Consider the following 23744-nt stretch of genomic DNA (forward strand, 5'->3'; position numbering starts at 1 on the left):
CACCGATTGGGTGGATTTTGGGGCACGGGAACCGGCTGGCTCCCCTCCGAAAACCCGTCCTGCCGCGCATCCACGGGGTCTTGCGACGATCGACCTCAGGCCGGCCTCGAGAATGACTAAAGCGGCAGCATCCGGTTCAAGAGGTCGAGCAGGGTGCGCTGCTCGGCCTCGGTGAGCGGGGCCAGCATCTTCCGATTATACGGTTCCGTCAGCCTTGCCCCCTCCTCAATGAGCTTTGCCCCCTTCGTCGTGAGCATCAGCTCGACCGCGCGGCGATCGGATTTCGAGCGGTTGCGCTTGATGAAGCCGGACGATTCGAGCTCGTTCAGGATCTTGATCAGGTTCGGCAGGCGCAGCCGGAGCAGGCTGGCAAGGCTGCTGGGGGGAACGCCCGGATTGTCGCGAATGACGGCGAAGATCGCATAGGTCGCCGGCGTCAGGCCCAAGGCGGCGAACTCCTCGTAAAAGCCTTCGAAGAACTTCAGCTGCGCGAGGCGCAGCATGAAGCCGGGCGTGCGTTGCAGCGCGCGCAGGTCCAGCGAACTTTCCGGCTGCGATGCGGACCTTGCTCCGGGTCTGACGGTTTTCGAGCTCATGTTCCTCAATCCGCGGCCAAAAGTCGGGCCGAATTGACACTCTCAAATATAGCTATAAAATATAGCTATTATTCAGCGGCACCAAGACCGCCCATCGGAGGGACACAATGAACCGCAAATTCCTGCATAAATTTATGCATGCTGGCGGCGGCGCTGACGGCGGCGCCGACGTTCGCGCAGAACGTGGTGAAGATCGGCATCCTGAACGACCAGTCCGGTCCGTTCGCCAGCTATCAGGGCATCGGCTCGGTCGTCGCCGCAAAAATGGCCGTCGAGGATTATGGTGGAAAGGCCGCCGGCAAGCCGGTCGAGGTCGTCGCGGCCGACCATCAGAACAAGACCGATATCGGAATCGGCATCGCCCGGCGCTGGTACGAGAACGAGAGCGTCGACGCGATCTTCGACATCCCGAACTCGTCGATCGCGCTCGCGGTGGCCGGCATGAGCGCCGAGAAGAACAAGGTCTTCGTCGGATCCGGCGCCGGCACGGTGCTGCTGACGGGCGAGAAATGCACGCCGAACACCGTGCACTGGACCTACGACACCTATGCTTACGGGCACGGCCTCGGCAAGGCGATCGTGCAGCAGGGCGGCAAGAAGTGGTTCTTCATCACCGCCGACTACGCCTTCGGTCACGATCTGGAAAAACAGGCCGCGGAAGCCGTGAAAGCGTCCGGCGGCGAGGTGCTCGGCAGCGTGCGGCATCCGCTGGGAACGGCCGATTACGCCTCGTTCCTGCTCCAGGCCCAGGCGTCAGGCGCGACCGTCATCGGCTTCGCCAATGCCGGGGACGACACCATCACCTCGATGAAGCAGGCCGCCGAGTTCGGGCTGACCAAGGATCACAAGCTGGTCGGGTTGATCCTGGGCATGAACGGACTGCCCGCGCTCGGCCTGAAGTTTGCGCAAGGCGCGCAGATCATGAACCCGTTCTACTGGGATTTGAACGACGGCACACGTGCGTTCGCCAAACGCTTCGCTGAACGCATGCCCTCGAAGGCCTATCCGAACGACATGCAGGCCGGCGTCTATGCCTCGGTCATTCACTACCTCAAGGCCGTCGACAAGGCCGGTAGCGCCAGGGACGGCAAGGCCGTGGTCGCGACGATGAAGGCGATGCCGACTGACGATCCGCTGTTCGGCAAGGGCTACATTCGCAAGGACGGACGCAAGATCCATCCGCTCTACCTGCTTCAGGTCAAGGCGCCGGAGGAATCGACCTCCGCCTGGGATCTGCTGAAGGTCGTCGCCACCATCAAGGGCGAGGACGCATTCCGCGCCGAGAGCGAAGGCCAGTGCCCGCCTAGCAAGCAATAGAGGCGGAGCTGACCATGAGCGGCATTGCATCCAGCCCGGTCGATCCGTTTGCGCCTGACTTCCTGCTGGACCCTTATCCTGCCTATGCGGCGCTGCGCGCACTCGGGCCTGTGTTCGAATTGGAGCGTTACGGCGTGTGGGCGATGGCCGGCTATGCCGAGGTCGAGCCGGCGCTGAAAGACTGGAAGACGCTCATCAGCGGCGAAGGCGTCGGCCTCCACGGCATGAACCCGGCGCTGCCAAAGCCGCTGACGCTACAGATCGATCCGCCTGACCATGACAAGGGCCGCAGGGTGCTCGGCCGCACGCTGTCTCCGGGCGTCGCAAGGAAGCTGCGCGAGACGTTCCAGCGCGAGGCGGAGACGAAGGTCTCGGAGCTGATCGACAAAGGCACGTTCGATGCAGTGAGCGATCTTGCGGAAGCGTTTCCGATGAAGGTGTTTCCCGACGCGATCGGCATCCGCCCGGACGGCCGCGAGAAGCTGCTCGCCTGGAGCACGTTCGTGTTCAACAGCTTCGGCCCGGAGAACGAGATACTCGCGGCCTCACGGAAGGAAGGTCTCGCGGCGCAGAGCTGGATCATGGAATGCTGCGCGCGCGATGCGCTGCGGCCCGACAGCCTCGGCATGATGATCTACCAGGCGGCCGATGAGGGCGAGATCACCGAGCACGAGGCAACGCATCTGGTGCGGCCGTTCCTGACCGCCGGGATCGACACCACCGTCAACGGCATCGGCAACACCCTGCTCGCGCTCGCCACGCATCCGGATGAATACCGCAAGCTGCACCACAAGCCGGAGCTGGCACGCAATGCGTTCGAGGAAGGCCTGCGCTACGATTCACCGGTGCAGACGTTCTTTCGCACCACCTCGCGCGACGTCGAGATCGGCGGTGGCGTGATCCCCGCCCACCGCAAGGTGCTGTTGTTCATGGCCTCCGCCAACCGCGATCCCGCGCGCTGGGCCAAGCCGGACCGGTTCGAGGTGGAGCGGGTTGCGACCGGGCATGTCGGCTTCGGCGCAGGCATCCACGCCTGCGTCGGTCAGATGATCGCGCGCCTGGAAGGCGAACTGATCCTCAGCGAGCTCGCAAGGCGCGTGAAGACCATCGAGCTCACGGCTCAGCCGAAACGCAGGCTCAACAATTCCCTGCGCGGCCTGGAGAGCATGCCGGTGCGTGTGACGGCGGCTTGAGCTCGATCGGCGGTGGGTGTTCACCTCTCCTTATGGGAGAGGTGAATTCTCGGCTCGCATCGCTTCAGCCAAGAGACATATCGCTTTTGGCTGTATCAGGAGACGAGTGTCGTCGCCGTCAGTTCCTCGCCGGAGCCGCGGCCGCCGCAGCGCGTGCGGGCCGCGGTGCGCCGGGTTCGGCAACGGGAGCCGCCGGTGCACGCGAGCGCATGATCGCGGCGTCGATCTCGGCGATGACGCGGCGCTGGATCGCCTCGTTCTTGTCGATCGAGATATGGCCGACGCCGGTGCCGCGGACGTCGACATTGTCGAGCTTGCCACGGAAGCCCGCCGCGGCCCGCACCGGCTCGCCGGGACCGTCGCCGATATAGATGTTGATGTAGCGTTCCGCGCCGGTCGAGAGCTTGGTCTTGAACACGGAGTCGAGGCCGATCGCGAGCTTCACGGGCACGCCGAGCTGGTTGAGCTTGGCGATCATGTCCGGCAGCGCGGTCGCGCCGGAGGAATGGCCAACCAGGATGATGGTTTTGAGGCGGCCAGCCTTGTAGGCGGTCGCCGCTTCATCCGCGAGTGAGGACCAGGAGACGAAGTTGGCGACGGTCACCGGGATGCCTTGCGCCTGGAGCCGAGCGCCGATCGTGTCGAGCCCGAGCGAGAAGATGTTGAGCACGCCACGGAGCAGGTAGACATGCGTGGTCGCCGCGGCCTGGCTCGGCGCGGCCGTGGCGGTGGTCGGGCTGATGGCAACAGCTGACAGCAGGAGCAGGCCTACCGCCCACATACGAAGGGCGGACAACTGGCTGGCGCCGGCGGTGTGACGGCCGTTCGGTCTCATCGATGTTTTCCCTGGAGACAATACGCTTCGCGATTGGCCGGAATCGTAGCCATGGCCCGCTCGCAGACGCAACAAAGAGCCGCGTGAGCGACAATCTTAGCCGCGAGCCGTGACCATCGCGCAACACTTGCCCGAAACATGCCACTGAAGTGCCTGTTTTGAGACCATTTTTCTCCGGGGAATTGCGGGCCGACAACAGCGTTCCTATTTCAGGGCTCCGCCGACCTGCCTTCCCGGATGGGTCCGGCCTTCCCCAGCAGCCCCCCAGCCATCATGTCCTCCATCATCTCCGTCGCCAATCTGTCGAAGACCTATGGGTCCGGCTTTAAGGCGCTCAAGAACGTCAATCTCGACATCAAGCGCGGCGAAATCTTCGCGCTGCTCGGCCCGAACGGTGCGGGCAAGACCACGCTGATCTCGATCATCTGCGGTATCGCCAACCCGAGCGAAGGCAAGGTTCTGGTCGGTGGCGAGGACATCCAGACCTCCTACCGCAAGGCGCGCTCGCTGATCGGCCTCGTGCCACAGGAATTGCACACCGACGCCTTCGAGAGCGTGTGGGCGACCGTGAGCTTCTCCCGCGGCTTGTTCGGCAAGCCGAAGAATCCCGATCACATCGAGAAGGTGCTCAAGGACCTCTCGCTGTGGGACAAGAAGGACAACAAGATCATCACGCTCTCGGGCGGCATGAAGCGCCGCGTAATGATCGCCAAAGCGCTGTCGCACGAGCCGCAGATCCTGTTCCTGGACGAGCCCACCGCCGGCGTCGATGTCGAGCTGCGCAAGGGCATGTGGGAAGTCGTGCGCGGCCTGCAGCAATCCGGCGTCACCATCATCCTCACCACGCATTACATCGAGGAGGCCGAGGAGATGGCCGACCGCATCGGCGTCATCAACAAGGGCGAGATCGTGCTGGTCGAAGACAAGACGACCTTGATGCAGAAGCTCGGCAAGAAACGGCTGACACTGCATTTGCAGGGCAAGATCGCCTCGCTGCCGGACAGCCTCGCGCACTACGAGCTCGAGCTCTGCGATGCCGGCGCCACGCTGGTCTACGACTACGACACCAAGGGCGAGCGCACCGGCATCACCAGCCTGCTCGGCGATCTCCGCACCGCGGGCATCCGCTTCAACGATCTCGACACGACGCAATCGTCGCTCGAGGACATCTTCGTCGACCTCGTGAGGACGTCATGAATCACCGCGCCATCCGTGCCATCTATCTGTTCGAAATGGCGCGCACCTGGCGCACGCTGCTGCAAAGCATCGTCTCGCCTGTGGTCTCCACCTCGCTCTATTTCGTGGTGTTCGGCGCCGCGATCGGCTCGCGCATCAGCCAGGTCGAGGGCGTCAGCTACGGCACCTTCATCGTGCCGGGCCTGATCATGCTCTCGGTGCTGACGCAGAGCATCGCCAACGCCTCGTTCGGCATCTACTTCCCGAAATTCACCGGCACGATCTACGAGATCCTGTCGGCGCCGATTTCTTACTTCGAGATCGTGCTCGGCTATGTCGGGGCCGCCGCGACCAAGTCGATCATCTTGGGCCTGATCATCCTGGCGACGGCCGGGCTGTTCGTGCCGCTGCATATCCACCATCCGGTCTGGATGCTGGCCTTCCTGGTGCTGACGGCGGTGACGTTCAGCCTATTCGGCTTCATCATCGGCATCTGGGCCGACGGCTTCGAGAAGCTGCAGATGATCCCGATGCTGGTGGTGACGCCGCTGACCTTCCTCGGCGGCAGCTTCTATTCCATCGACATGCTGCCGGCGGGCTGGCGCACGGTCGCGCTGCTCAATCCGGTCGTCTATCTGATCTCGGGCTTCCGCTGGAGTTTTTACGAGATCGCCGACGTCAGCGTGTCCGTCAGCATCGGCATGACGCTGGCGTTCCTGGTGATCTGCCTGGTCGTGATCTGGTGGATTTTCCGCACGGGGTATCGGCTGAAGAATTGATCTGTCATTCCGGGGCACGCGAAAGCGCGAGCTATGATGCGCAATTGCGCATCATAGAATCCATTCATCCACTGCCTCTGCCGCCTGATGGATTCCGGGCTCGCGCTTCGCGCGCCCCGGAATGACGACTGTGGACTCACCTGTAGCAGTGAAAGCGATGATAGCCGTCGTAATATCCGCGGCAGCGGTGACGATAGTGACGGTGGGGAATGCCGAGCACACCCTCGACTGCGCCGACGGCCCCTCCGACTCCGGCGCCGACGACGCCGCCTACCGCGCCGCCCACGGGTCCGGCGATGCGGTTGCCTTCATAAGAGCCTTCCTGCGCCCCGCGCACGATGCCCTGGGCATGACTTGCTTGCGGCAGCGACAACAGCGCCAGCAGGATGGCGAAGGCGGCGAACAGCAGGCGGATAGACAGACTGGCCGGCAATGGCGCGGCGGCGAGACGGACTTTGTTCATCTAGGTCCCCGGGGGCAGGAAAGGGGCAAACGACGGCAGGCACATCACCTGTCGAGAATGGCCATCATCAACGCGCCGCGCGGCGGAATGGTTGCGCCTTTGTGACGAATTGTCGCGTTGTGAACGCGCCTCCGCTCGCGAAAATGTCAGCGTCGCCGTGGCCTTCGCGGCACAAAGCGCCCTTGCTTACATCAGACGTCGCGTTAACGATGGGCCGGCAGCACGCTGGAACGAAAGCCGGATTGCAGGCATATTGCACGCCGGGGACGGTGAGCCGCAGCGCCTAGCGTGAACAGGCCGGAGGCCAGGATTCAAATGCGTTTCCAGATGCGTTCGTTTTTCATTGCTTTCACCTCATTTCTGCTCTTCGGCGCGGGCACCGCGCAGGCCAAGGTCGAGATCACCATCGACAAGGACAATCAGCAGATGACCGTCGCGGTGGACGGCGTCGCGCGCTATCACTGGCCGGTGTCGACAGGCATCCCCTCGCGCGAAACACCGAACGGCGCGTTCCGCGCCTTCCGCATGGAGGAGGATCACTTCTCCAAGGAATTCGACGACGCGCCGATGCCGCATTCGATCTTCTTCACCAAGGTCGGGCACGCTATCCACGGCACCGACTCGGTCAGCCGGCTCGGCTCACCGGCCTCGCATGGCTGCGTGCGGCTGTCGCGGCAGAACGCCTCGACGCTCTATGCGCTGGTGCAGCAGCAGGGCGTGCTCAACACCACGGTGACGCTGACCGGCTCGGCGCAGGTGGCGCTGGCGCGCAATCCGCGCGGCCGCAATGCCGTGGCCCGCGCACCGCAGCCGGCTGAAGAGCAATACGCGACCACAGGCGATCCCGTGAACCTGACGCCGCCGGCGCAGCCCGCGCGCCGCTACATGCCGCAGGACGACAACTACATCTATCCGGCCGACGGCAGCGACACCGGCGCGCGCTATCCCGCGCCGCGCTCGGCGAGCCGCCCGCTCTACGACGCGCAGGTCTATCAGCAGCAGCCGCAGCCATATTACAATCAGGGCTACGGCCAGCAGGGCTATTACTATCAGCCGCAGCCCCGGCAGTATTATCAGCCGCGCGGCTATTACTATCAGAACTGACGCGATCGCCATTAACAGCCCTCGCCGGCCGAGGCACCATGCCGTCATGTGCCAGGACCATTCTGACTGTGCTCTGGGTTCTGATCGCGGGACGGGCCATGGGAGCTGATGTGGCCTTCGACCTCGAGGCGCATCGCGGCGGGCGGGCGCTGTTGCCGGAAAACACCCTGCCCGCCTTCGCCAATACGCTGTCGATAGGCGTGGACACGCTGGAGCTCGACGTCGGCGTGACCGCCGATGGCGACGCCATCGTCTCGCATGAGCGCGCGCTCAATCCGGATCTCGCACGCAGGTCCGATGGGGTCTACATCACTTCGCCCGGCACGCCTTTCGTCAAATTGCGGCTCGACGAGGTCAGGAGCTATGACGTCGGCCAGATCCGGCCGGACAGCGCCTACGCGAAACAATTCCGACCAGCGTGCGGTGCCGGGGACGCGCATTCCCACCTTGCGCGAGCTGTTTGCGCTGGTGCGCAAGTCCGGCAACACGTAGGTGCGCCTCAACATCGAGACCAAGATCGATCCGAACCATCCAGATGAAGCGCCAGATCCGCAGGCCTTCGTCGCGAAGCTGCTCGGGGTGATCGAGGCCGAAGGATTTTCCGATCGCGTCATGGTCCAGTCGTTCGACTGGCGAGCCCTGCAGCTCGTCCAGCGGCAGGCGCCGAACATCCCAACCGTGTACCTGACGCTCCAGCGCGGCTCAGGCCAGACGATGGCGCTCGACAAGGCGACGAACTGGACTGCCGGCTTCAATCCGGCCGATCACGGCGGCTCGCTGCCGCGGACGGTCAAGGCTGCGGGCGGCGCGATCTGGTCGCCTTATTTCGGCGATGTGACCGCAGCGCTCGTCTCGGAGGCTCACGCGCTCGGCCTGCGCGTCGTGGTGTGGACGGTCAACAAGCGAGACGACATGACGCGGATCATCGAGTTCGGCGTCGATGGGATCATTTCGGACAGGCCGGACTTGCTGCGGCAGGTTGCCGGCGAGAAGGGGATCGCGTTGCCCGCGGGGACGCCGGTGGCGCCGTAAACCCATATCTCGTGTCCCGGACCCGGCGCCGCATGAAATGACGCGACGCAGAGCCGGGACCCAGAGTTCTGGGCCCCGGCTCTGCAGCGCACCGCTGAAGAAGCGCTGCGCTGCGTCCGGGGCACCGCACCCGCTCGTGCCGTAACGCCTCTATTCCCCATCCCGCAAACGCCGATACAGCGCGCCCAGGATATTCGAATAGTCGTCGGTCCAGACCCGTACCCTGTCATCGGCTTCGGTCTGCTCCCATTGCTTGGAGGACGCGAGCTTGCCGACATCTTCCTCCTCCCGCGCGGAGATGACGACGTCGGTCGAGAAGATGTAGTCGGAGTCGCGCCCGGAATCCTCGTTGAAGACCCAGCTCTTGAGATCGTTGGCATCGGCAATGCCGACCACGACGGTCTCGAGATCCAGATGCCGATTGGAGACGTGCATCACCACGGCGCCGTGCGGCGCGAGCTTGTCCTTGTAGATCTTCATCGCCTCTTCGGTCGCAAGGTGGATCGGGATCGCATCGGATGAGTAGGCGTCGACGATGATGAGATCATAGGCGCCATCGGGTTCCTTGGCGAAAGTGAGGCGCGCATCGCCGATCACGGGCTTCATGTCCGGCATGCAGCTCGAGATGTAGCGGAAATTCCTGGGGTCACGCGCCGCGTCGACCATGGACTGATCGATCTCGAAGAAGGTCCAGCTCTCGCCTCGCTCGGCAGCGCAGGCGAGCGTGCCCGAGCCGACCCCGATCGCGGCGACCTTGAGCGGCGCGCCCTTGCGCTCGCGGATCGCGCTGACAGCCTGACCGATGCCGCCGTCCCTGTGATAGTAGGTGATCGGCTCGGGCCGGCCTGCGACCGGCGTGCCGTCATTGTTGCGGAAGCGCTCGGCGCCATGAATGGTGGTGCCGTGCATCAGCACATGGAAATAGCCGCCCGGCGTCACCACGATCTTGTGCACGCCGAAGAAGCTGCGCACCGTCGTGACGCGGCCCTCGTCTGCGGGATAAACCCGGATCAACGCCAGTGCGAGCGCGACGGTGGCAAAGATCTTCCAGCGACCGGCATTGAGGATCAGCGCGAGCAGCGCGGCGAGCACGCCGACGGCGCCGGCGACCCAGACGCGATGATCCTCGAACCAGGTCGGGAGGTCCCCCGTCGTGTACGACGGCGCGACGAGCGCTACCGCGAGCGCGGCGAGCGCCAGCCAGTACCATTTGACGACGCCCGCCAGCCGCTCGTTCGCGGACGGACGGCACAGCGCGGCGAGCGCGATCAGGATCGGATATTCGGCGATCCATGTGAAGGTGAAGGGCGCAACGAGCCCTGCGAACAGGCCGCCGACCATGCCGCCAAACGACAGCGCGACATAGAAGCCGGTGAGATATTTTGCGGCCGGCCGGGTCCGCGCCAGTTCGCCGTGACAGGCGATGGCAATGACGAAGAAGCACAGTTGGTGTCCGCCGAGCGTGAGCAGCAGGTTCTGCTCGCCGCCAAAGGCCAGCAGCACGACGACGCCCGCGATCGCGACCGGCTGGAGCATCAGCATCCATTTGTGCGGCAATAACGGCCGCGACTGGAACACCACGACCCAGGTCAAAAGGTACAGCGACAGCGGCAGCACCCACAGCAGCGGCGCCGCCGCGACGTCGGTCGAAATGTGCGCGGTCACCGCGATGAGCAGGCCCGACGGCACTGCGGCGAGGAAGATCCAGCGCAGCCGCGTCAGCAGGCTGGGCGCGGGCGCATTCACGTCGTCGGTCCGCGCGTCGGCCACCGCCAGCTTCGGCGAACGCAACAACAGCACGGCGCAGGCGCCGATGAGAAGGATCAACAGGCCATAGCCGCCGGTCCAAAACCAGTTCTGCATCTGCAGCGTGAACATCGGCTCGAGCAGGAACGGATAGGACAACAGCGCGAGGAAGCTGCCGATGTTGGAGGAGGCATAGAGGAAATAGGGATCGTGGGCAGCGGGATGGCCGGTGCGGACGAACCAGGCCTGCAGCAGCGGATTGTTGGCCGCGAGCGCGAAGAACGGCAGCCCGATCGAGACCACGAACAGGCCGAGCAGCCAGAATGCATAGCCCGAAGCGGGCGGCTCGCCATAGGCGGTGGCGATGCCGAGCGGCAGCGCGGCGAAGGCCGCGATCAGCAGCGCCAGATGGACCGCTACCGGAACGATCCGGTTCCTCGCCTGCATCAACAGATGCGCGTAGGCATAGCCGGCCAGCAGCGAGGACTGGAAGAACACCATGGCCACCGACCACACCGCAGGCGAGCCGCCGAGCCGCGGCAGCACCATCTTCGTGAACAACGGCTGCACCGAGAACAGCAGCAGCGCGCTGACGAAGATCGCCGCGGTGTAGACCGTCAGCAGCATCCGGTTGCGCGAAAGAGACGACTGCTCCGTGGCGGCGGGTTGCACGATCGAATCCATGGAAGCTCCGGCAAACAGTCCCGGCGGGCGCCGGACGCGCGCAATGGAGCACAAGGCACCTGAACCGGCAATAAAGGGTGTCGTGATGTTGCAGCGGAAAATGCTTGATGTAGAGATGTCGTTCCGGGGCGCCTCGGAGAGGCGAACCCGGAACCTCGAGATTCCGGGTTCGATGCTGCGCATCGCCCCGGAATGACGCCAGGGAAATCATGAGCGAAACCGACGTCGTCATCATCGGCGCTGGCCATAACGGCCTTACCTGCGCGGCCTATCTCGCGATGGCGGGCCTGCGGGTGCGGGTGGTCGAGCGTCGCAAGGTGGTCGGCGGCGCCGCGGTCACGGAGGAGTTTCATCCGGGATACCGCAATTCGGTCGCGGCTTACACCGTGAGCCTGCTCAATCCGCAGGTGATCCGCGACCTCAAGCTCGCCGAGCAGGGCCTGCGGATCGTCGAGCGGCGCGCGCAGAATTTTCTGCCCGCGCCGGATGGAAGCTATCTCCTCACCGGCGAGGGGCGGACGAAAGCGTCGGTCGCGCGGCTCAGCGCGCATGATGCGGAGGCGCTCGATGGGTTCTCGCACGAGCTGGAAGACATCGCCGACGTGCTCAGGCAGTTCGTGCTGCGCGCGCCCCCGAACCTGGTCGACGGATTTGGCACGAACGCGATCCGCGAGGCCGTGAACGCGCTCCAGAGCGCCAATATTCTGCGCGGCCTCACGCTGGAACAGAGCCGCAGCCTGCTCGATCTCTTCACCCGTTCGGCCGGCGAAATGCTGGACGAACGTTTCGAACATGATCTGGTCAAGGCGCTGTTCGGCTTCGACGCCATCGTCGGGAACTATGCCAGTCCATACGCCGCCGGCTCGGCCTATGTGATGCTGCATCACGCCTTCGGCGAGGTGAACGGCAAGAAGGGCGTCTGGGGCCACGCCATCGGCGGCATGGGCGCGATCACGCAGGCGATGGCGCGCGCGGCACGCGACCGCGGCGTCGTGATCGAAACGGATGCCGGCGTCCGTGAGGTCATCGTCGAGCGCGACCGCGCCGTCGGGGTCGTGCTGGAGAACGGCTCAGCCATCCGCGCAAAGTATGTTGCGGCCAACGTCAATCCAAAGCTGCTCTACACGCGACTGATCGCGGCCGATGCTCTGCCTGCGAACTTCCTCGCTCGCATCCGGCACTGGAAGAACGGCTCCGGCACCTTCCGCATGAACGTGGCGCTGGACCGTCTGCCCTCCTTCACGGCGCTGCCGGGCGAAGGCGATCATCTCTCCTCCGGCATCATCCTCGCGCCGAGCCTCGACTATATGGACCGCGCCTATCTCGATGCGCGGGCGCAGGGCTGGAGCCGTGAGCCCGTGGTCGAGATGCTGATCCCCTCGACGCTGGACGACACGCTGGCGCCCGCCGGCAAGCACGTCGCGAGCCTGTTCTGCCAGCACGTCGCGCCGGAGCTTCCCGATGGAAGATCGTGGGACGACCATCGCGAGGAGGTCGCCGATCTCATGATCGCGACGGTGGACAAGTACGCGCCGGGTTTTGCGGCGAGCGTGCTCGGCCGTCAGATCCTGTCCCCGCTCGATCTCGAACGGCAATTCGGTCTGCTCGGAGGCGACATCTTCCACGGCGCGCTGACGTTGAACCAGCTGTTCTCGGCGCGGCCGATGCTGGGCCACGCCGATTATCGCGGGCCGTTGAGGGGCCTCTACCACTGTGGCTCCGGCGCCCATCCCGGCGGCGGCGTCACCGGGGCCCCCGGTCACAACGCGGCGCAGGTGATCCTGCGGGATCACCGGTCGCTGTTCGGAAGCCGTGGATAGGTCTGTGGATTGTCTGTGGAGAGACTGTCGAAAGGTCTGTGGTCGGGCAGAGGAAGCCTGGCCACGACCATCGGGGTGATCCTGGGGAAAGTCAGTGGAAAATCGTAGGGACAATTGCGGGAAAAACGGGTGGATAGGGTCCCGGCAAGCAGGCGGACAAGCTGTGAAGATCGCGAGAGAACACACGTGCCAAAACGACCTCGCCCGCCAGGGAAATCCCCCAGCGGGCGGTGATCAGGAACAGCCTCTGAAGAAAAATAGCCCCGCTGGGAAATGCAGGCGGAAATTACTTCAAGGAGGTGCTAATCGACGTGAACTTCTCGTTCATGGTGGTGCCCAGGCCGTTCACCACGGTGATGATCGCCAGGGCGATGCCCGCGGCAATCAGACCGTACTCGATCGCCGTTGCACCGGACTCGTCCGACCAGAACTTCTGAACCATGCGCTTCAAGACTCGCCTCCGTTTCAATTCCAAGCTGTGCTGCGTTGCTTCAACATCCGGAAATGTACGGTAGACAAGCTGCAGGCGAGTTAACCCGCAGTCGCAACTTATCCGGAAAATTGGCACCAAAAGCTCCAAAAATTGAGATCAACGGAACCCTGAATGCAGCCTTCCCCCACCCATCGCGCCAGCTTTTCGATCGGCAGCGAGGCCGACGCCAGGCGTGTCGTCGACGTGCTCACCGAGGTGTTTTTCGATGGCGATGCCGCGGTCGCCGCGTTCGAGCGGCCGGACGGACAATGGGACGTGACGCTCCATTTCGCCGAGGCGCCGGATCAGGCATGGCTGCGCGAACTCGTTGCAACTTCAGCAGGAAAGGAGATCGCCGCGACGCTCGCCTTCGACACGATCGAGGCCAAGGACTGGGTCAAGGCCAGCCTGGAGGATCTCGTCCCGGTCCCGGCCGGGCGCTTCGTCGTGCACGGCAGCCACGACCGTGACCGTGTGGCGCCAAACAAGCTCGCCATCGAGATCGAGGCGGCGCTGGCCTTCGGCACCGGTCACCACGGCACGACGCGCGGCTGTTTACTTCTGCTTGACCATGTCCTGAAGAGTTCCCCGCCGCGCAACGTGCTCGACCTCGGTACCGGGACCGGCGTGCTCGCGATCGCAGCCGCAAAGGCGTTGCAGCGCGCAGTGCTGGCCTCCGACATCGATCCGCCCTCGGTGCGGGTGGCGGCTGAGAACGCCGCACTCAATGAAGTTGGCAACCATGTGCGGGTGATCCGCGCCACCGGCTTTGCCGCACCGGATTTTGCCCGCGCGGGCCCGTTCGACCTGGTGCTCGCCAACATCCTTGCCAATCCGTTACGACAGCTGGCGAGCCCGATGGCGCGGCACCTCGCGCCTGGCGCCCACGTCATCCTCTCCGGCCTGCTGACGCACCAAGCCCCCGCCGTGATAGCCGCCTACCGCGCCCGCGGCCTCGTGCCCTTGCGGCACCTCAGGATCGAGGGCTGGAGCAGCTTGTTGCTGAGGAAGCTTTCGCAGGGTGGGTTAGCGTCAGCGTAACCCACCTCTCTCGCGCGGCGACGAAAGTGGTGGGTTACGCCTAGCGGACTGCGCTTTGCGCAGCCGCAAGGCTACCACCCTACGATCTAGACGCCACCCTATTCCGCCGGCTTGTCGTCCCGGGGCACGACGCGATCGTCCCGCAACGTCCGCCGCGCGCGGCGCTCGGCGAAACGGTCGATCATCTGGCTGATGAGGCCGCGCGGCTTCTTCGGTGCTGCCGCAGTCGGGGCGCGGCGCACCGGCGGCGAAATCTTCTCAAACGTGAACGCTGGCATCGTGTGTCCCCTCGGCGTTGAGATGAACCACCTGCTCGAATTTCCCTGTTATCCGGACGAAGCGCAACTGCCGCATCCTTTACTCCACTCAATTCGAATGGAACTATTTCAAGCACAGTCCATGCCAGATGCGACGCAAATGCGTCTAGATTGCGGACCGATGCCCATGATCCTAGAGTGATCCACATGTTCGAAGCGCACTTCCAGACATTCGAGGAGCCGGAGGCCGGCGTCGCATTGACGGCGCGGCTGGCGGCACTTCGCGAAGAACTTGCCCGTCGCAAACTGACCGGCTTCGTCGTTCCGCGCGCCGATCAGCAGCAGAACGAATATGTGCCGCCATCGGAAGAGCGGCTGGCCTGGCTGACCGGCTTTACGGGCTCGGCGGGAATGGCGGTGGTGCTGACGCAGGAAGCCGCGGTGTTCGTCGACGGCCGCTACACGCTTCAGGCCGCCAAGCAGGTCGACGCCAAGGCCTGGGTGGTGGAATCGCTGATCGACCCGCCGCCGGAGAGCTGGGTGGCGGAGCATCTGAAAGCCGGTGACCGCCTTGGATTTGATCCGTGGCTGCACACTTTTTCGGCAGCCGAACGCCTATCCGCCGCCTGCGCCAAGGCCGGCGCCAAGCTGGTCGCCGTCGACAACAATCCGATCGACGCGATCTGGCAGGACCGGCCGCAGCCGCCGCTCGCCCCCGTCGCCCTGCACAGCCTTCAGCATGCCGGCGTCGCTGAAGCCGAGAAGCTGACGCAGATCAGGACCGAGATCGCCAAGCTGGGCACCGATGCGCTGGTGCTGTCGGACAGCCACGCGGTGGCCTGGACCTTCAACATCCGCGGCGCCGATGTCGCCCATACGCCGCTGCCGCTGTCCTACGCGCTGGTGCCGAAGGACGGCCGGCCCACCATCTTCATCGACCACCGCAAGCTCTCCAATCTGACGCGCGACCATCTCGAGCAGTCCGCCGACGTGCGCGAGCCCGATGCGATGGCACCGACGCTGATGGCGCTGGCCAAAAGCGGTGCGGCGATCGCGCTCGACAACGCCACCGCGGCCGACGCCCTCAGCCGGCTGATCGCGGGCGCCGGTGGCAAGCCGGTGCGCGGCAGCGATCCGGTTGCTCTGCTCAAAGCGGTCAAGAACGCGACCGAGATCAGTGGCACCAAAACGGCCCATGTGCGCGACGCCGCAGCGCTGGCGCGCTTCCTCGCATGGATCGACCGCGAGGCGCCAAGCGGCAAGCTCACCGAGATCGACGCGGTCGAGGCGCTGGAGACGTTTCGCCGCGACACCGGCGCGCTCAAGGACGTGTCGTTCCCGACCATATCAGGCACCGGTCCGAACGGCGCCATCGTGCACTACCGCGTCACCCGCAAGAGCAACCGGCGGATCGCGCCTGGCGATCTCCTGCTGATCGATTCCGGCGCGCAATATGAGGACGGCACCACCGATGTCACGCGCACCATGGCAGTGGGCGAGCCGACGGATGAGATGCGCGACCGCTTCACCCGCGTGCTGCGCGGACACATCGCGATTGCGCGCGCGATCTTCCCCGACGGCACCACGGGCGCGCAACTCGACACGCTGGCGCGGCAATATCTCTGGTCGGCCGGCCTTGACTTCGAGCACGGCACCGGCCACGGCGTCGGCAGCTATCTCTCGGTGCACGAAGGGCCGGCGCGGATCTCCAAGCTCGGCACCACGCCGCTGAAGCGCGGCATGATCCTCTCCAACGAGCCCGGCTACTACAAGACCGACGGTTTCGGCATCCGCATCGAGAACCTCGAGCTGGTGGTCGCGGCCGACATCAAGGGCGCCGAGAAGCCGATGAACGCGTTCGAGACGCTGACCTTGGCGCCGATCGACCGCCGGCTGATCGAGGTGGCGATGCTGAGCCGCGACGAGCTCGACTGGCTGAACGCGTATCATGCGCGCGTGAGAGACGAAGTGCGGCCGGCGCTGGACGAGGCGACCAAGGCCTGGCTCGACCAGGCGACGGCGGAGCTGAAGGTGTAGGCTCGTGGTTGCGCATAGCGCTACGCGATTTGCGCAACGCTGCTTCCCCACCACAGGTGTCATGCCCCGCGAAGGCGGGGCATCCAGTATTCCAGAGACAGCAAACGCATGCGGAGAAGCCGCGGCGTACTGGATTCCCCGCTTTCGCGGGGAATGACATCGCATTTGTGGAGCGAGACGCGCGTCCAATCGGTCGCCATCGTGCTCTCATCATAACCATCCCGGAATCCGTATAGCCGCATTCCGAAACGCCGATATCCGTCTTGTGCGGCCACGCTACAGTCGATTCGAATTCTAGCGAGATCGACACGCATGCACGGCATGATCAGTAAGCCGCCGGGAGCGGCCACCAACATCGCGACATCGCGCGTGGTGTTGCTGCTGCTGGTCGTCATGACCGGCATCGCGCCGATCTCGCTCTACATGCTGGTTCCGGCGCTGCCGGTGCTGGCGACGAATTTCGGCAGCGACATCTCGATCGCGCAGATGACGGTGTCGCTCTACATGGTCGGCATCGCGCTGTCGCAGCTGATCATGGGTCCGCTATCGGACCGGTTCGGCCGGCGTCCGGTGCTGCTCGGCGGACTGGCGCTGATGGTGGCGGCCAGCGTCGCCTGCATCTTCGCGCAAAACCTGCCGCAGCTGATCGCAGCACGCTTCTTCCAGGCGCTGGGCGGCGCCGCCGGCATGGTGGTGAGCCGCGCCATCATCCGCGACATCTATGAGCGCGATCGCGTCGCCTCGATGATCAGCCTCGTGGTCGCGGCGCTGATGATCGGGCAGATGATCTCGCCGCTCACAGGCGGCCTGATCGAGACTGCATTCGGCTGGCGCGCGATCTTCTACGCCATCACGATCGGTGCGATCATTGTCGCCGTCGGCATTGCGGTGGCGCTGCCCGAGACGCGCCGCAGCCGCGCCGCCGGCAGCGGCTTCCGCGGCGACGTCGGCATGCTGATCCGCAATCGCGCCTTCGTCGGCTATGTGATGTGCCAGGTGCTGGCCTCGCAGATCATCTTCACCTTCGCAGGCGGCGGCCCATACATCGTGGTGACGCAGATGGGCCGCAGCAGCGCCGAATACGGCGCGTGGTTCGCGACCTCGGGCTTTGCGTTTCTCGTCGGCAATCTGCTCTGCGTGCGCTTTGCGCCGCGGCATTCGCTGGAGAAGCTGATCTGGTTCGGGCTCGCCCTGCAGCTCTGCGGCAGCGTTGCGAACTTGCTGTGGAGCTTGATCGGCTGGAACGAAGCCCCAGCCTGGCTGTTCGGCACGCAGATGATCGTGATGGCCGGCAATGCCTTCGTGATGGCGAATTCCGCCGCCGGCGCGATCAGCATCCGCCCGGAGGCGGCCGGCACCGCCTCAGGCGCGATGGGCTTCCTCCAGCAAGGCATTGGCGCGCTGATGTCGCAATTCGGCGCCTATCTCGGCGGCCACTCCGCCACGACACTGCCACTCACCGCCGCGGTGCTGGCGATCTCGCTGCTCTGCGCCTGCGTGATGATGTTCGTCGTGCCGCGGCGGGAGGTGGTGGTGAGCGAAGCGCTGATCGGGCAGGCGGAAGAGGAAGAGAGGGGGATGATGTGAGGAGCGGTGTGCGCGCCCCTCAACCTCGCTGTCACGCCCCGGCTTGACCGGGGCATCCAGTACGCCGCAGCCTCTCCGTATCCTCACGCTGTCTCTGGAATACTGGATCGCCCGGTCAAGCCGGGCGATGACAGCGGAGCGGGTGGCGCCAGTGTGCCCCTCACTCCCCGATCAGCTTCAGCCACTCGTCCTCGGTCAGCACCTTGACGCCGTGCTTGTTGGCGTCCGCGAGCTTCGAGCCCGCGCCGGGGCCGGCGACCACCAGATCGGTCTTCTTCGACACTGAGCCCGACACTTTCGCACCCAGCCGCTCCGCGGTCGCCTTGGCTTCATCCCGCGTCATCTTCTCCAGCGAGCCCGTGAACACCACGGTCTTGCCGGCGACGGCCGAATTGCTCTTCGGCTTCTCGGCGTCGATGATCTCGACCTCCTTGGTCAGCCGCTCGACGATGCCGCGGTTGTGGCTCTCGCCGAAATAATCGGCGATGCTCTTGATCACGGTGTCGCCGATCTGGTCGAGCGCATCCATGTCCGCGATCGCCTCCTCGTCGCCGTGAGCAACCTTGAGGCAGGCATCATGGAAGGCGTTCCACGAGCCGTAGCCGCGCGCTAGCGCCAGCGCCGTGGTCTCGCCGACATGGCGCATGCCGAGCGCATAGATGAAGCGCTCCAGCGCGATTTTTCGCCGGTTCTGGATGGCGCCGAACAGGTTGCGCACCGAGGTCGCGCCGTAGCCCTCGATCTCCTCGAGCTTGAGCTTCGCGTTGCGCCTCTCCAGCGTGAAGATGTCGGCGGGCTCCCTCACCCACCCTTCGTCGAAGAAGTGCTGGAGCTGCTTCTCGCCAAGGCCGTCGATGTCGAAGGCCCGCCGCGACACGAACAATTTGAGGTGCTCGATCTTCTGATAGGGACAGGCGAACTCGCCGGTACAGCGGGCGCGCGAGCCCTCCTCGCCCGTCGCCGTCTCCTCGCGCACGACATCGGTGTGCAGCGGACACGGGCACTTCTTCGGGAAGTGGAATTCCTTGGCAGTCTTCGGCCGCTTGTCGAGGACGACGTCGACCACCTGCGGGATGACGTCGCCGGCACGCTGGATCACGACGGTGTCGCCGATCCTGATGTCGCGCCCCTCGCGCAGCACCTCGCCCTTGTTGCCGATGCCTTTGATGTAGTCCTCGTTGTGCAGCGTGACGTTCTGCACGATCACGCCGCCGACGCCGACCGGCTCGAGCTTGCCGACCGGCGTGAACGAGCCGGTGCGCCCAACCTGGATCTCGATGTCGCGCAGCACCGTCATGGCACGCTCGGCCGGGAATTTGTGCGCAATGCCCCAGCGCGGCGTGCGAGAGACGAAGCCAAGCCGCTCCTGCCAGCCGATGCGATCGACCTTGTAGACGACACCGTCGATGTCGTAGTCGAGCCGTGCGCGCTGCTCCTCGATCGCATGATGAAACGCGAGCAGCTCCTCGACGGAGTGACAGAGCTTGGTCAGCGGATTGGTCTTGAAGCCGCAGCGCTCGAACCAGCCGATCATGCCGCTCTGCGTATCCTCCGGCATCGCGCTCATCTGCCCCCAGGCATAGGCGAAGAAGCCGAGGGGACGCGAGGCGGTGATGGTCGGGTCCTTCTGCCGGAGCGAGCCCGCCGCCGAATTGCGCGGATTGGCGAAGATGGTGCCGCCTTCCACCTTCTGCCGCTCGTTGAGCGCGAGGAACGCCTTCTTGGTCATGTAGACTTCGCCGCGCACCTCGCAGATGTCGGGGACGTTGCGGCCCTTCAGCTTCTGCGGCACGTCTTCGAGCGTGCGGATGTTGGCGGTGACGTCCTCCCCGACCGCACCGTCGCCGCGCGTCGCGGCGGTGACGAGCTCGCCGCCCTCGTAGCGCAGCGACATCGAAAGGCCGTCGATCTTCGGCTCGGCAGAGAAATTGACCTTGTCGTCGTCGAGCTTCAGGAACCGCACGATGCGGCCGACGAAGTCGCGCACGTCCTCTTCCGCAAAGGCGTTTTCGAGCGACAGCATGGGAAGGGCATGCCGGACCTTCTTGAAGCGGCCTGACGGCGCGGCGCCGACCTTCTGCGACGGCGACTCTGCGCTGACGAATTCAGGAAAGCGATTTTCGATCGCGTTGAGGCGCTGACGCAGGGCGTCGTACTCGGCATCGGTGATGGTGGGCGCGTCCTCCTGATAGTAGCGCTCGTTGTGCCCCTCGATCTCGAGCGCGAGCCGCATATGCTCGACCTTGGCCTGCGCCTTGGTGAGGTCGGCGATGTCGCGAAGCGGTGTTGCTTTGGATTTTGCTGCTCTGGCCATTATACTTAAGATTGCGATCGTCGTTCCGGGATGGTCCGAAGGACCAGACCCGGAACCTCGAGATTCCAGGTCGCACTTCGTGCGCCCCGGAATGACGGTTGGGAGGGGCTGGTGGCGTATTACGTCCATATTCTAGCAAGCCGGCGAGATGGGGCAATCTCGTCGGCATCACCAACGATCTCGTGCGTCGCGTCTATGAACATCGAATCAAGGCCGTGCCCGGCTTCACGACGAAGTACAACATCACGCGGCTTGTTTGGTTCGAGATTTAGGATGATCCAGTCTCGGCGATATCGCGAGAGAAAGAGCTGAAGAAATGGAAGCGGGCTTGGAAAATCCAGCTGATTGAGAAGAGCAATCCAAACTGGGACGATCTGTACGAGTCGATCTGCAATTGAGAACGTGATTCCGGGATGGTCCGAAGGACCAGACCCGGAATCTCGAGATTCCGGGTTCGATGCTCTGCATCGCCCCGGAATGACGGTGGAGGCCTAAGCCGTGGCCGACTTCAGCAATCTCTCCGCGGCCGCCCTCGCCTCGGCGGTGATCTCGGCGCCGGCGAGCATCCGGGCGATCTCCTCGCGGCGGTGATCGGCGGCGAGCGCATTGACGCGGGTGGCGACGCGCTTGCCCTTGTCGAGGGCGTCCTTGGAGATGAGCAGGTGCTGGTCGGCGCGGGCGGCGACCTGCGGGGCGTGGGTCACGGCCATGACCTGGACCTTGCCGGCAAGCCGCGCCAGGCGCCCGCCGATGGCGTCGGCAACCGCACCGCCGACGCCGGTATCGATTTCGTCGAACACGAGCGTCGGCGCCGAGCCGCGGTCGGACAGCACGACCTTGAGCGCCAGGAGGAAGCGCGACAACTCGCCGCCGGAGGCGACCTTCATCAGCGGACCCGGCTTGGTGCCCGGATTGGTCTGCACCCAGAACTCGACGCGATCGAAGCCTTGCGGTCCCGGCGCGGCCTCGTCGGTCTCGACCTGGGTCATGAACCTGGCGCGTTCGAGCTTGAGCGGCGCGAGCTCGGCATTGACCGCCTTGTTGAGCTTCTCCGCCGATTTCTGCCGCGCCAGTGACAGCTTCTTGGCGGCGGCGGCATAGCGGCTATCTGCCTCGATCGCGGCCTGCTCCAGCTTCTTGAGACGCGAGGCGCCGGCATCGATCAGGACGACGTCGGCGGCATATTTGGCGGCCAGCGCGGCGAGGCCATCGACCGGCGTCGAATATTTGCGAGACGCCGCACGCAAAGCAAAAAGCCGTTCCTCGATGCGTTCGAGCTCGGCCGGATCGAAATCGGTTGCGGCCAGCGCCGCCAGCAGATGCTGATCGGCTTCCTCCAGCGCGTTGATCGCAGCGTCGATCGCCTTCACCGCAGGCTCGACCAGCGCCGGCGAGTTGACGCCGCGGCGCTCCAGCCGACGCACCGCCGCCGAGAGCGCGGCGACCGGCGAATGATTGCCGCCGACCGCCTCCTGCGCCTCGCGCAGGTCCGAGGCGACCTTCTCGCCTTGCATCATGGTGGTGCGCCGCGAGGCCAGCGCGGTCTCCTCGCCGTCCTTGGGCGCGAGCTGCTTCAGCTCGTCGGAGGCGTGGCGCAGATAATCGGCCTCGCGGGCGGCATGCTCCATGGCGGCGCGATGTTGCTCCAGCGCGGTGTTGGCGGTGCGGCGCTCGTCCCAGAGCGATTCGACCGCCGCGACGTCTTTTTCAAGGCCGGCAAAGGCATCGAGCAGGCGGCGGTGTGTGGCGGCGTCGACCAGCGCGCGCTCGTCGTGCTGGCCGTGGATCTCGACCAGGGCGGCGCCGACTGCCTTCAGCGTCTGCACGCTGATCGACTGGTCGTTGATGAAGGCGCGGGTGCGGCCGTCGGCGAGCTGCACGCGGCGGAGAATCATCTCCCCGGTGTCGTCGAGGCCGTTCTCGGCCAGAATCTTGGTCGCAGGATGATTCTTCGGGACATCGAACACGGCGGTGACCTGCCCCTGCTCCGCGCCGTGGCGCACGAGGCCGGCGTCGCCGCGGCCGCCGAGCGCCAGTGCAAAGGCATCGAGCAGGATGGATTTGCCCGCACCGGTCTCGCCGGTCAAAACCGCAAGTCCGGTGGCGAATTCGATATCGAGCCGTTCGATCAGGACGATGTCACGGATCGACAGACGCGCCAGCATGGAACCCCAAAACTTCCTAGCCGAGGCCCATCTTCTTGAAGGTCCGGCTGATCCAGGACCCCTGATTCTCGCTCGGCTCGAGACCGCCGGATTTTACAAGATTATAGGCGTCCTTGTACCAGCGGCTGTCAGGAAAATTGTGCCCAAGCACGGCCGCCGCGGTCTGCGCCTCGCCGACGATGCCGATCGCCATATAGGCTTCGGTCAGCCGGAACAGCGCCTCCTCGACATGGCGGGTGGTCTGGTACTGGGTGACGACGGTCTTGTAACGGTTGATCGCGGCCGTGTAGTCACGCTTCTGGGCGTAGTAGCGGCCGACATTCATTTCCTTGCCGGCGAGCTGGTCGCGCGCGCCCTCGATCTTGGCCTTGGCCGAAGTCGCATATTCGGAAGTCGGATATTTGCGCACCACCTCTTCCAGCGCGGCGATCGCCTTTTCGGTGCGGGCCTGGTCGCGGCTGATGTCGGGAATCTGGTCGTAATGGGAGGCGGCAATCAGGTATTGCGCATAGGCCGCGTCCGGGCTGCCGGGATGCAGCGTGACGTAGCGGGTGGCGGCGCCGATACAGCCGTCATAGTCGCCGCCCTGGTAGGACGCATAGGCCGACATCAGCAGCGATTTACGGGCCCAGTCGGAATAAGGATGCTGGCGGTCGACCTCTTCGAACTTCTTGTTCGCCGCCTTCATGTCCTTCTTCTCGTTCATGAGGTACAGGCCCTCATTATAGATCTTGTCGGCGGGCTCCTCGACGAAGGTGTCGTCTTTGGCGGTGAACTTGTCCCAGAGCGAGCCGGTGCCGCAGCCGGCGAGCGGTAGCGCGAGCATGATGAAAGTGACAGCCTGAAGCAGCCCACGGGCTCGCGACGAGACCGAGAAAAATCCGCGCGTCATACGCTGTGCCGACATGAGTTTAAGCCCTGACGCCCTATGATGCGGTGTCCGCCAGCCCACGAACCCCATCATGGGCGCGAAATGGTGCCGTGGTGCCTGCCATGCGACCACGCCGATGTATCCAAAAACGATCGTTAAGCACCGGATAGGCATGCATTCCGCCCGGATTAAGGCGAACCTGCCGCAATGCTAGCCGATCATGGTTACCAGGAGTTTCCCGGGGAAGCCGCCAAC

18 protein-coding genes and 2 pseudogenes are annotated in these 23744 nt (G+C 64.7%); 11 read left to right on the top strand and 9 right to left on the bottom strand.

What is annotated here, in order from left to right; all coding sequences use genetic code 11:
• Positions 1-116 precede the first annotated feature (116 nt).
• Complete coding sequence (locus YU9_RS0109240) at positions 117-596, bottom strand: MarR family winged helix-turn-helix transcriptional regulator (RefSeq protein ID WP_027572551.1); 480 nt, start codon at positions 594-596, stop codon at positions 117-119.
• Between the two features lie 138 nt (positions 597-734).
• Here YU9_RS0109240 and YU9_RS0109245 point away from each other — a divergent pair, with 138 nt between their 5' ends.
• Together YU9_RS0109245 and YU9_RS0109250 are read left to right on the top strand one after the other, a co-directional pair.
• Entirely contained in the window at positions 735-1913 is a 1179-nt protein-coding gene (locus YU9_RS0109245) for an ABC transporter substrate-binding protein (RefSeq protein ID WP_027572552.1), read from the top strand.
• Positions 1914-1927: 14 nt separating this feature from the next.
• Entirely contained in the window at positions 1928-3106 is a 1179-nt protein-coding gene (locus YU9_RS0109250; RefSeq protein WP_027572553.1) for a cytochrome P450, read from the top strand.
• A gap of 118 nt (positions 3107-3224) precedes the next feature.
• Here the strand turns inward: YU9_RS0109250 and YU9_RS0109255 are convergent, their stop codons facing one another.
• A complete protein-coding gene (locus YU9_RS0109255) occupies positions 3225-3941 on the bottom strand; it encodes a hypothetical protein (protein WP_027572554.1) in 717 nt (238 codons plus the stop codon).
• Between the two features lie 273 nt (positions 3942-4214).
• On the opposite strand from YU9_RS0109255, the gene YU9_RS0109260 reads away from it, so the two are divergent.
• Positions 4215-5138: an ABC transporter ATP-binding protein gene (locus tag YU9_RS0109260; RefSeq protein WP_027572555.1), complete on the top strand. Its 924-nt coding sequence runs from the start codon at positions 4215-4217 to the stop codon at positions 5136-5138.
• Positions 5135-5896: an ABC transporter permease gene (locus YU9_RS0109265; protein ID WP_027572556.1), complete on the top strand. Its 762-nt coding sequence runs from the start codon at positions 5135-5137 to the stop codon at positions 5894-5896. Before YU9_RS0109260 ends, YU9_RS0109265 begins: the two co-directional genes overlap by 4 nt.
• 136 nt (positions 5897-6032) lie before the next feature.
• On the opposite strand, the gene YU9_RS0109270 is transcribed toward YU9_RS0109265, so the two are convergent.
• The gene (locus tag YU9_RS0109270; protein ID WP_027572557.1) at positions 6033-6359 is read right to left on the bottom strand and encodes a hypothetical protein; all 327 of its coding nucleotides are present in this window, start codon (positions 6357-6359) and stop codon (positions 6033-6035) included.
• A 327-nt stretch (positions 6360-6686) separates the two neighbouring features.
• Here YU9_RS0109270 and YU9_RS0109275 point away from each other — a divergent pair, with 327 nt between their 5' ends.
• The gene (locus YU9_RS0109275) at positions 6687-7463 is read left to right on the top strand and encodes a L,D-transpeptidase (RefSeq protein WP_036017207.1); all 777 of its coding nucleotides are present in this window, start codon (positions 6687-6689) and stop codon (positions 7461-7463) included.
• A gap of 38 nt (positions 7464-7501) precedes the next feature.
• A pseudogene (locus tag YU9_RS41195) lies at positions 7502-8495 on the top strand (glycerophosphodiester phosphodiesterase).
• A 150-nt stretch (positions 8496-8645) separates the two neighbouring features.
• Here YU9_RS41195 and YU9_RS0109285 read toward each other — a convergent pair.
• Positions 8646-10925, bottom strand: a complete 2280-nt coding sequence (locus YU9_RS0109285; RefSeq protein ID WP_027572559.1) for a spermidine synthase — start codon at positions 10923-10925, stop codon at positions 8646-8648.
• A gap of 209 nt (positions 10926-11134) precedes the next feature.
• Between YU9_RS0109285 and YU9_RS0109295 the strand changes: the two genes are divergently transcribed.
• Complete coding sequence (locus YU9_RS0109295) at positions 11135-12745, top strand: NAD(P)/FAD-dependent oxidoreductase (protein ID WP_027572560.1); 1611 nt, start codon at positions 11135-11137, stop codon at positions 12743-12745.
• Between the two features lie 286 nt (positions 12746-13031).
• On the opposite strand, the gene YU9_RS0109300 is transcribed toward YU9_RS0109295, so the two are convergent.
• On the bottom strand, positions 13032-13187 hold the full coding sequence (locus tag YU9_RS0109300) for a Flp family type IVb pilin (RefSeq protein ID WP_124160098.1): 156 nt from the start codon (positions 13185-13187) through the stop codon (positions 13032-13034).
• Between the two features lie 162 nt (positions 13188-13349).
• Here YU9_RS0109300 and YU9_RS0109305 point away from each other — a divergent pair, with 162 nt between their 5' ends.
• The gene (locus tag YU9_RS0109305) at positions 13350-14258 is read left to right on the top strand and encodes a 50S ribosomal protein L11 methyltransferase (RefSeq protein WP_027572562.1); all 909 of its coding nucleotides are present in this window, start codon (positions 13350-13352) and stop codon (positions 14256-14258) included.
• Between the two features lie 98 nt (positions 14259-14356).
• On the opposite strand, the gene YU9_RS0109310 is transcribed toward YU9_RS0109305, so the two are convergent.
• Positions 14357-14536, bottom strand: coding sequence for a hypothetical protein (locus tag YU9_RS0109310; RefSeq protein WP_027572563.1), 180 nt, complete (start codon positions 14534-14536; stop codon positions 14357-14359).
• A gap of 186 nt (positions 14537-14722) precedes the next feature.
• On the opposite strand from YU9_RS0109310, the gene YU9_RS0109315 reads away from it, so the two are divergent.
• Both YU9_RS0109315 and YU9_RS0109320 read left to right on the top strand, forming a co-directional pair.
• Positions 14723-16552, top strand: coding sequence for an aminopeptidase P family protein (locus YU9_RS0109315; protein ID WP_027572564.1), 1830 nt, complete (start codon positions 14723-14725; stop codon positions 16550-16552).
• A 312-nt stretch (positions 16553-16864) separates the two neighbouring features.
• Positions 16865-18139, top strand: a complete 1275-nt coding sequence (locus YU9_RS0109320) for a multidrug effflux MFS transporter (protein WP_027572565.1) — start codon at positions 16865-16867, stop codon at positions 18137-18139.
• 160 nt (positions 18140-18299) lie between these two features.
• Here the strand turns inward: YU9_RS0109320 and ligA are convergent, their stop codons facing one another.
• Positions 18300-20453 (bottom strand): NAD-dependent DNA ligase LigA, encoded by a 2154-nt coding sequence (gene ligA, locus YU9_RS0109325; RefSeq protein WP_027572566.1) that lies wholly within the window; start codon positions 20451-20453, stop codon positions 18300-18302.
• A 111-nt stretch (positions 20454-20564) separates the two neighbouring features.
• Here ligA and YU9_RS41205 point away from each other — a divergent pair.
• Positions 20565-20851 (top strand): annotated as a pseudogene (locus YU9_RS41205) (GIY-YIG nuclease family protein).
• Between the two features lie 93 nt (positions 20852-20944).
• On the opposite strand, the gene recN reads toward YU9_RS41205, so the two are convergent.
• Positions 20945-22618 carry a DNA repair protein RecN gene (gene recN, locus YU9_RS0109335; protein ID WP_027572567.1) on the bottom strand — a complete coding sequence of 558 codons (1674 nt, stop codon included), beginning with the start codon at positions 22616-22618 and terminating at the stop codon, positions 20945-20947.
• A 16-nt stretch (positions 22619-22634) separates the two neighbouring features.
• Positions 22635-23525, bottom strand: a complete 891-nt coding sequence (locus YU9_RS0109340) for an outer membrane protein assembly factor BamD (protein WP_027572568.1) — start codon at positions 23523-23525, stop codon at positions 22635-22637.
• Between the last annotated feature and the right edge of the window lie 219 nt (positions 23526-23744).

This window comes from Bradyrhizobium sp. WSM1743 (assembly GCF_000473065.1).
In the GTDB taxonomy this organism is placed as follows: domain Bacteria; phylum Pseudomonadota; class Alphaproteobacteria; order Rhizobiales; family Xanthobacteraceae; genus Bradyrhizobium.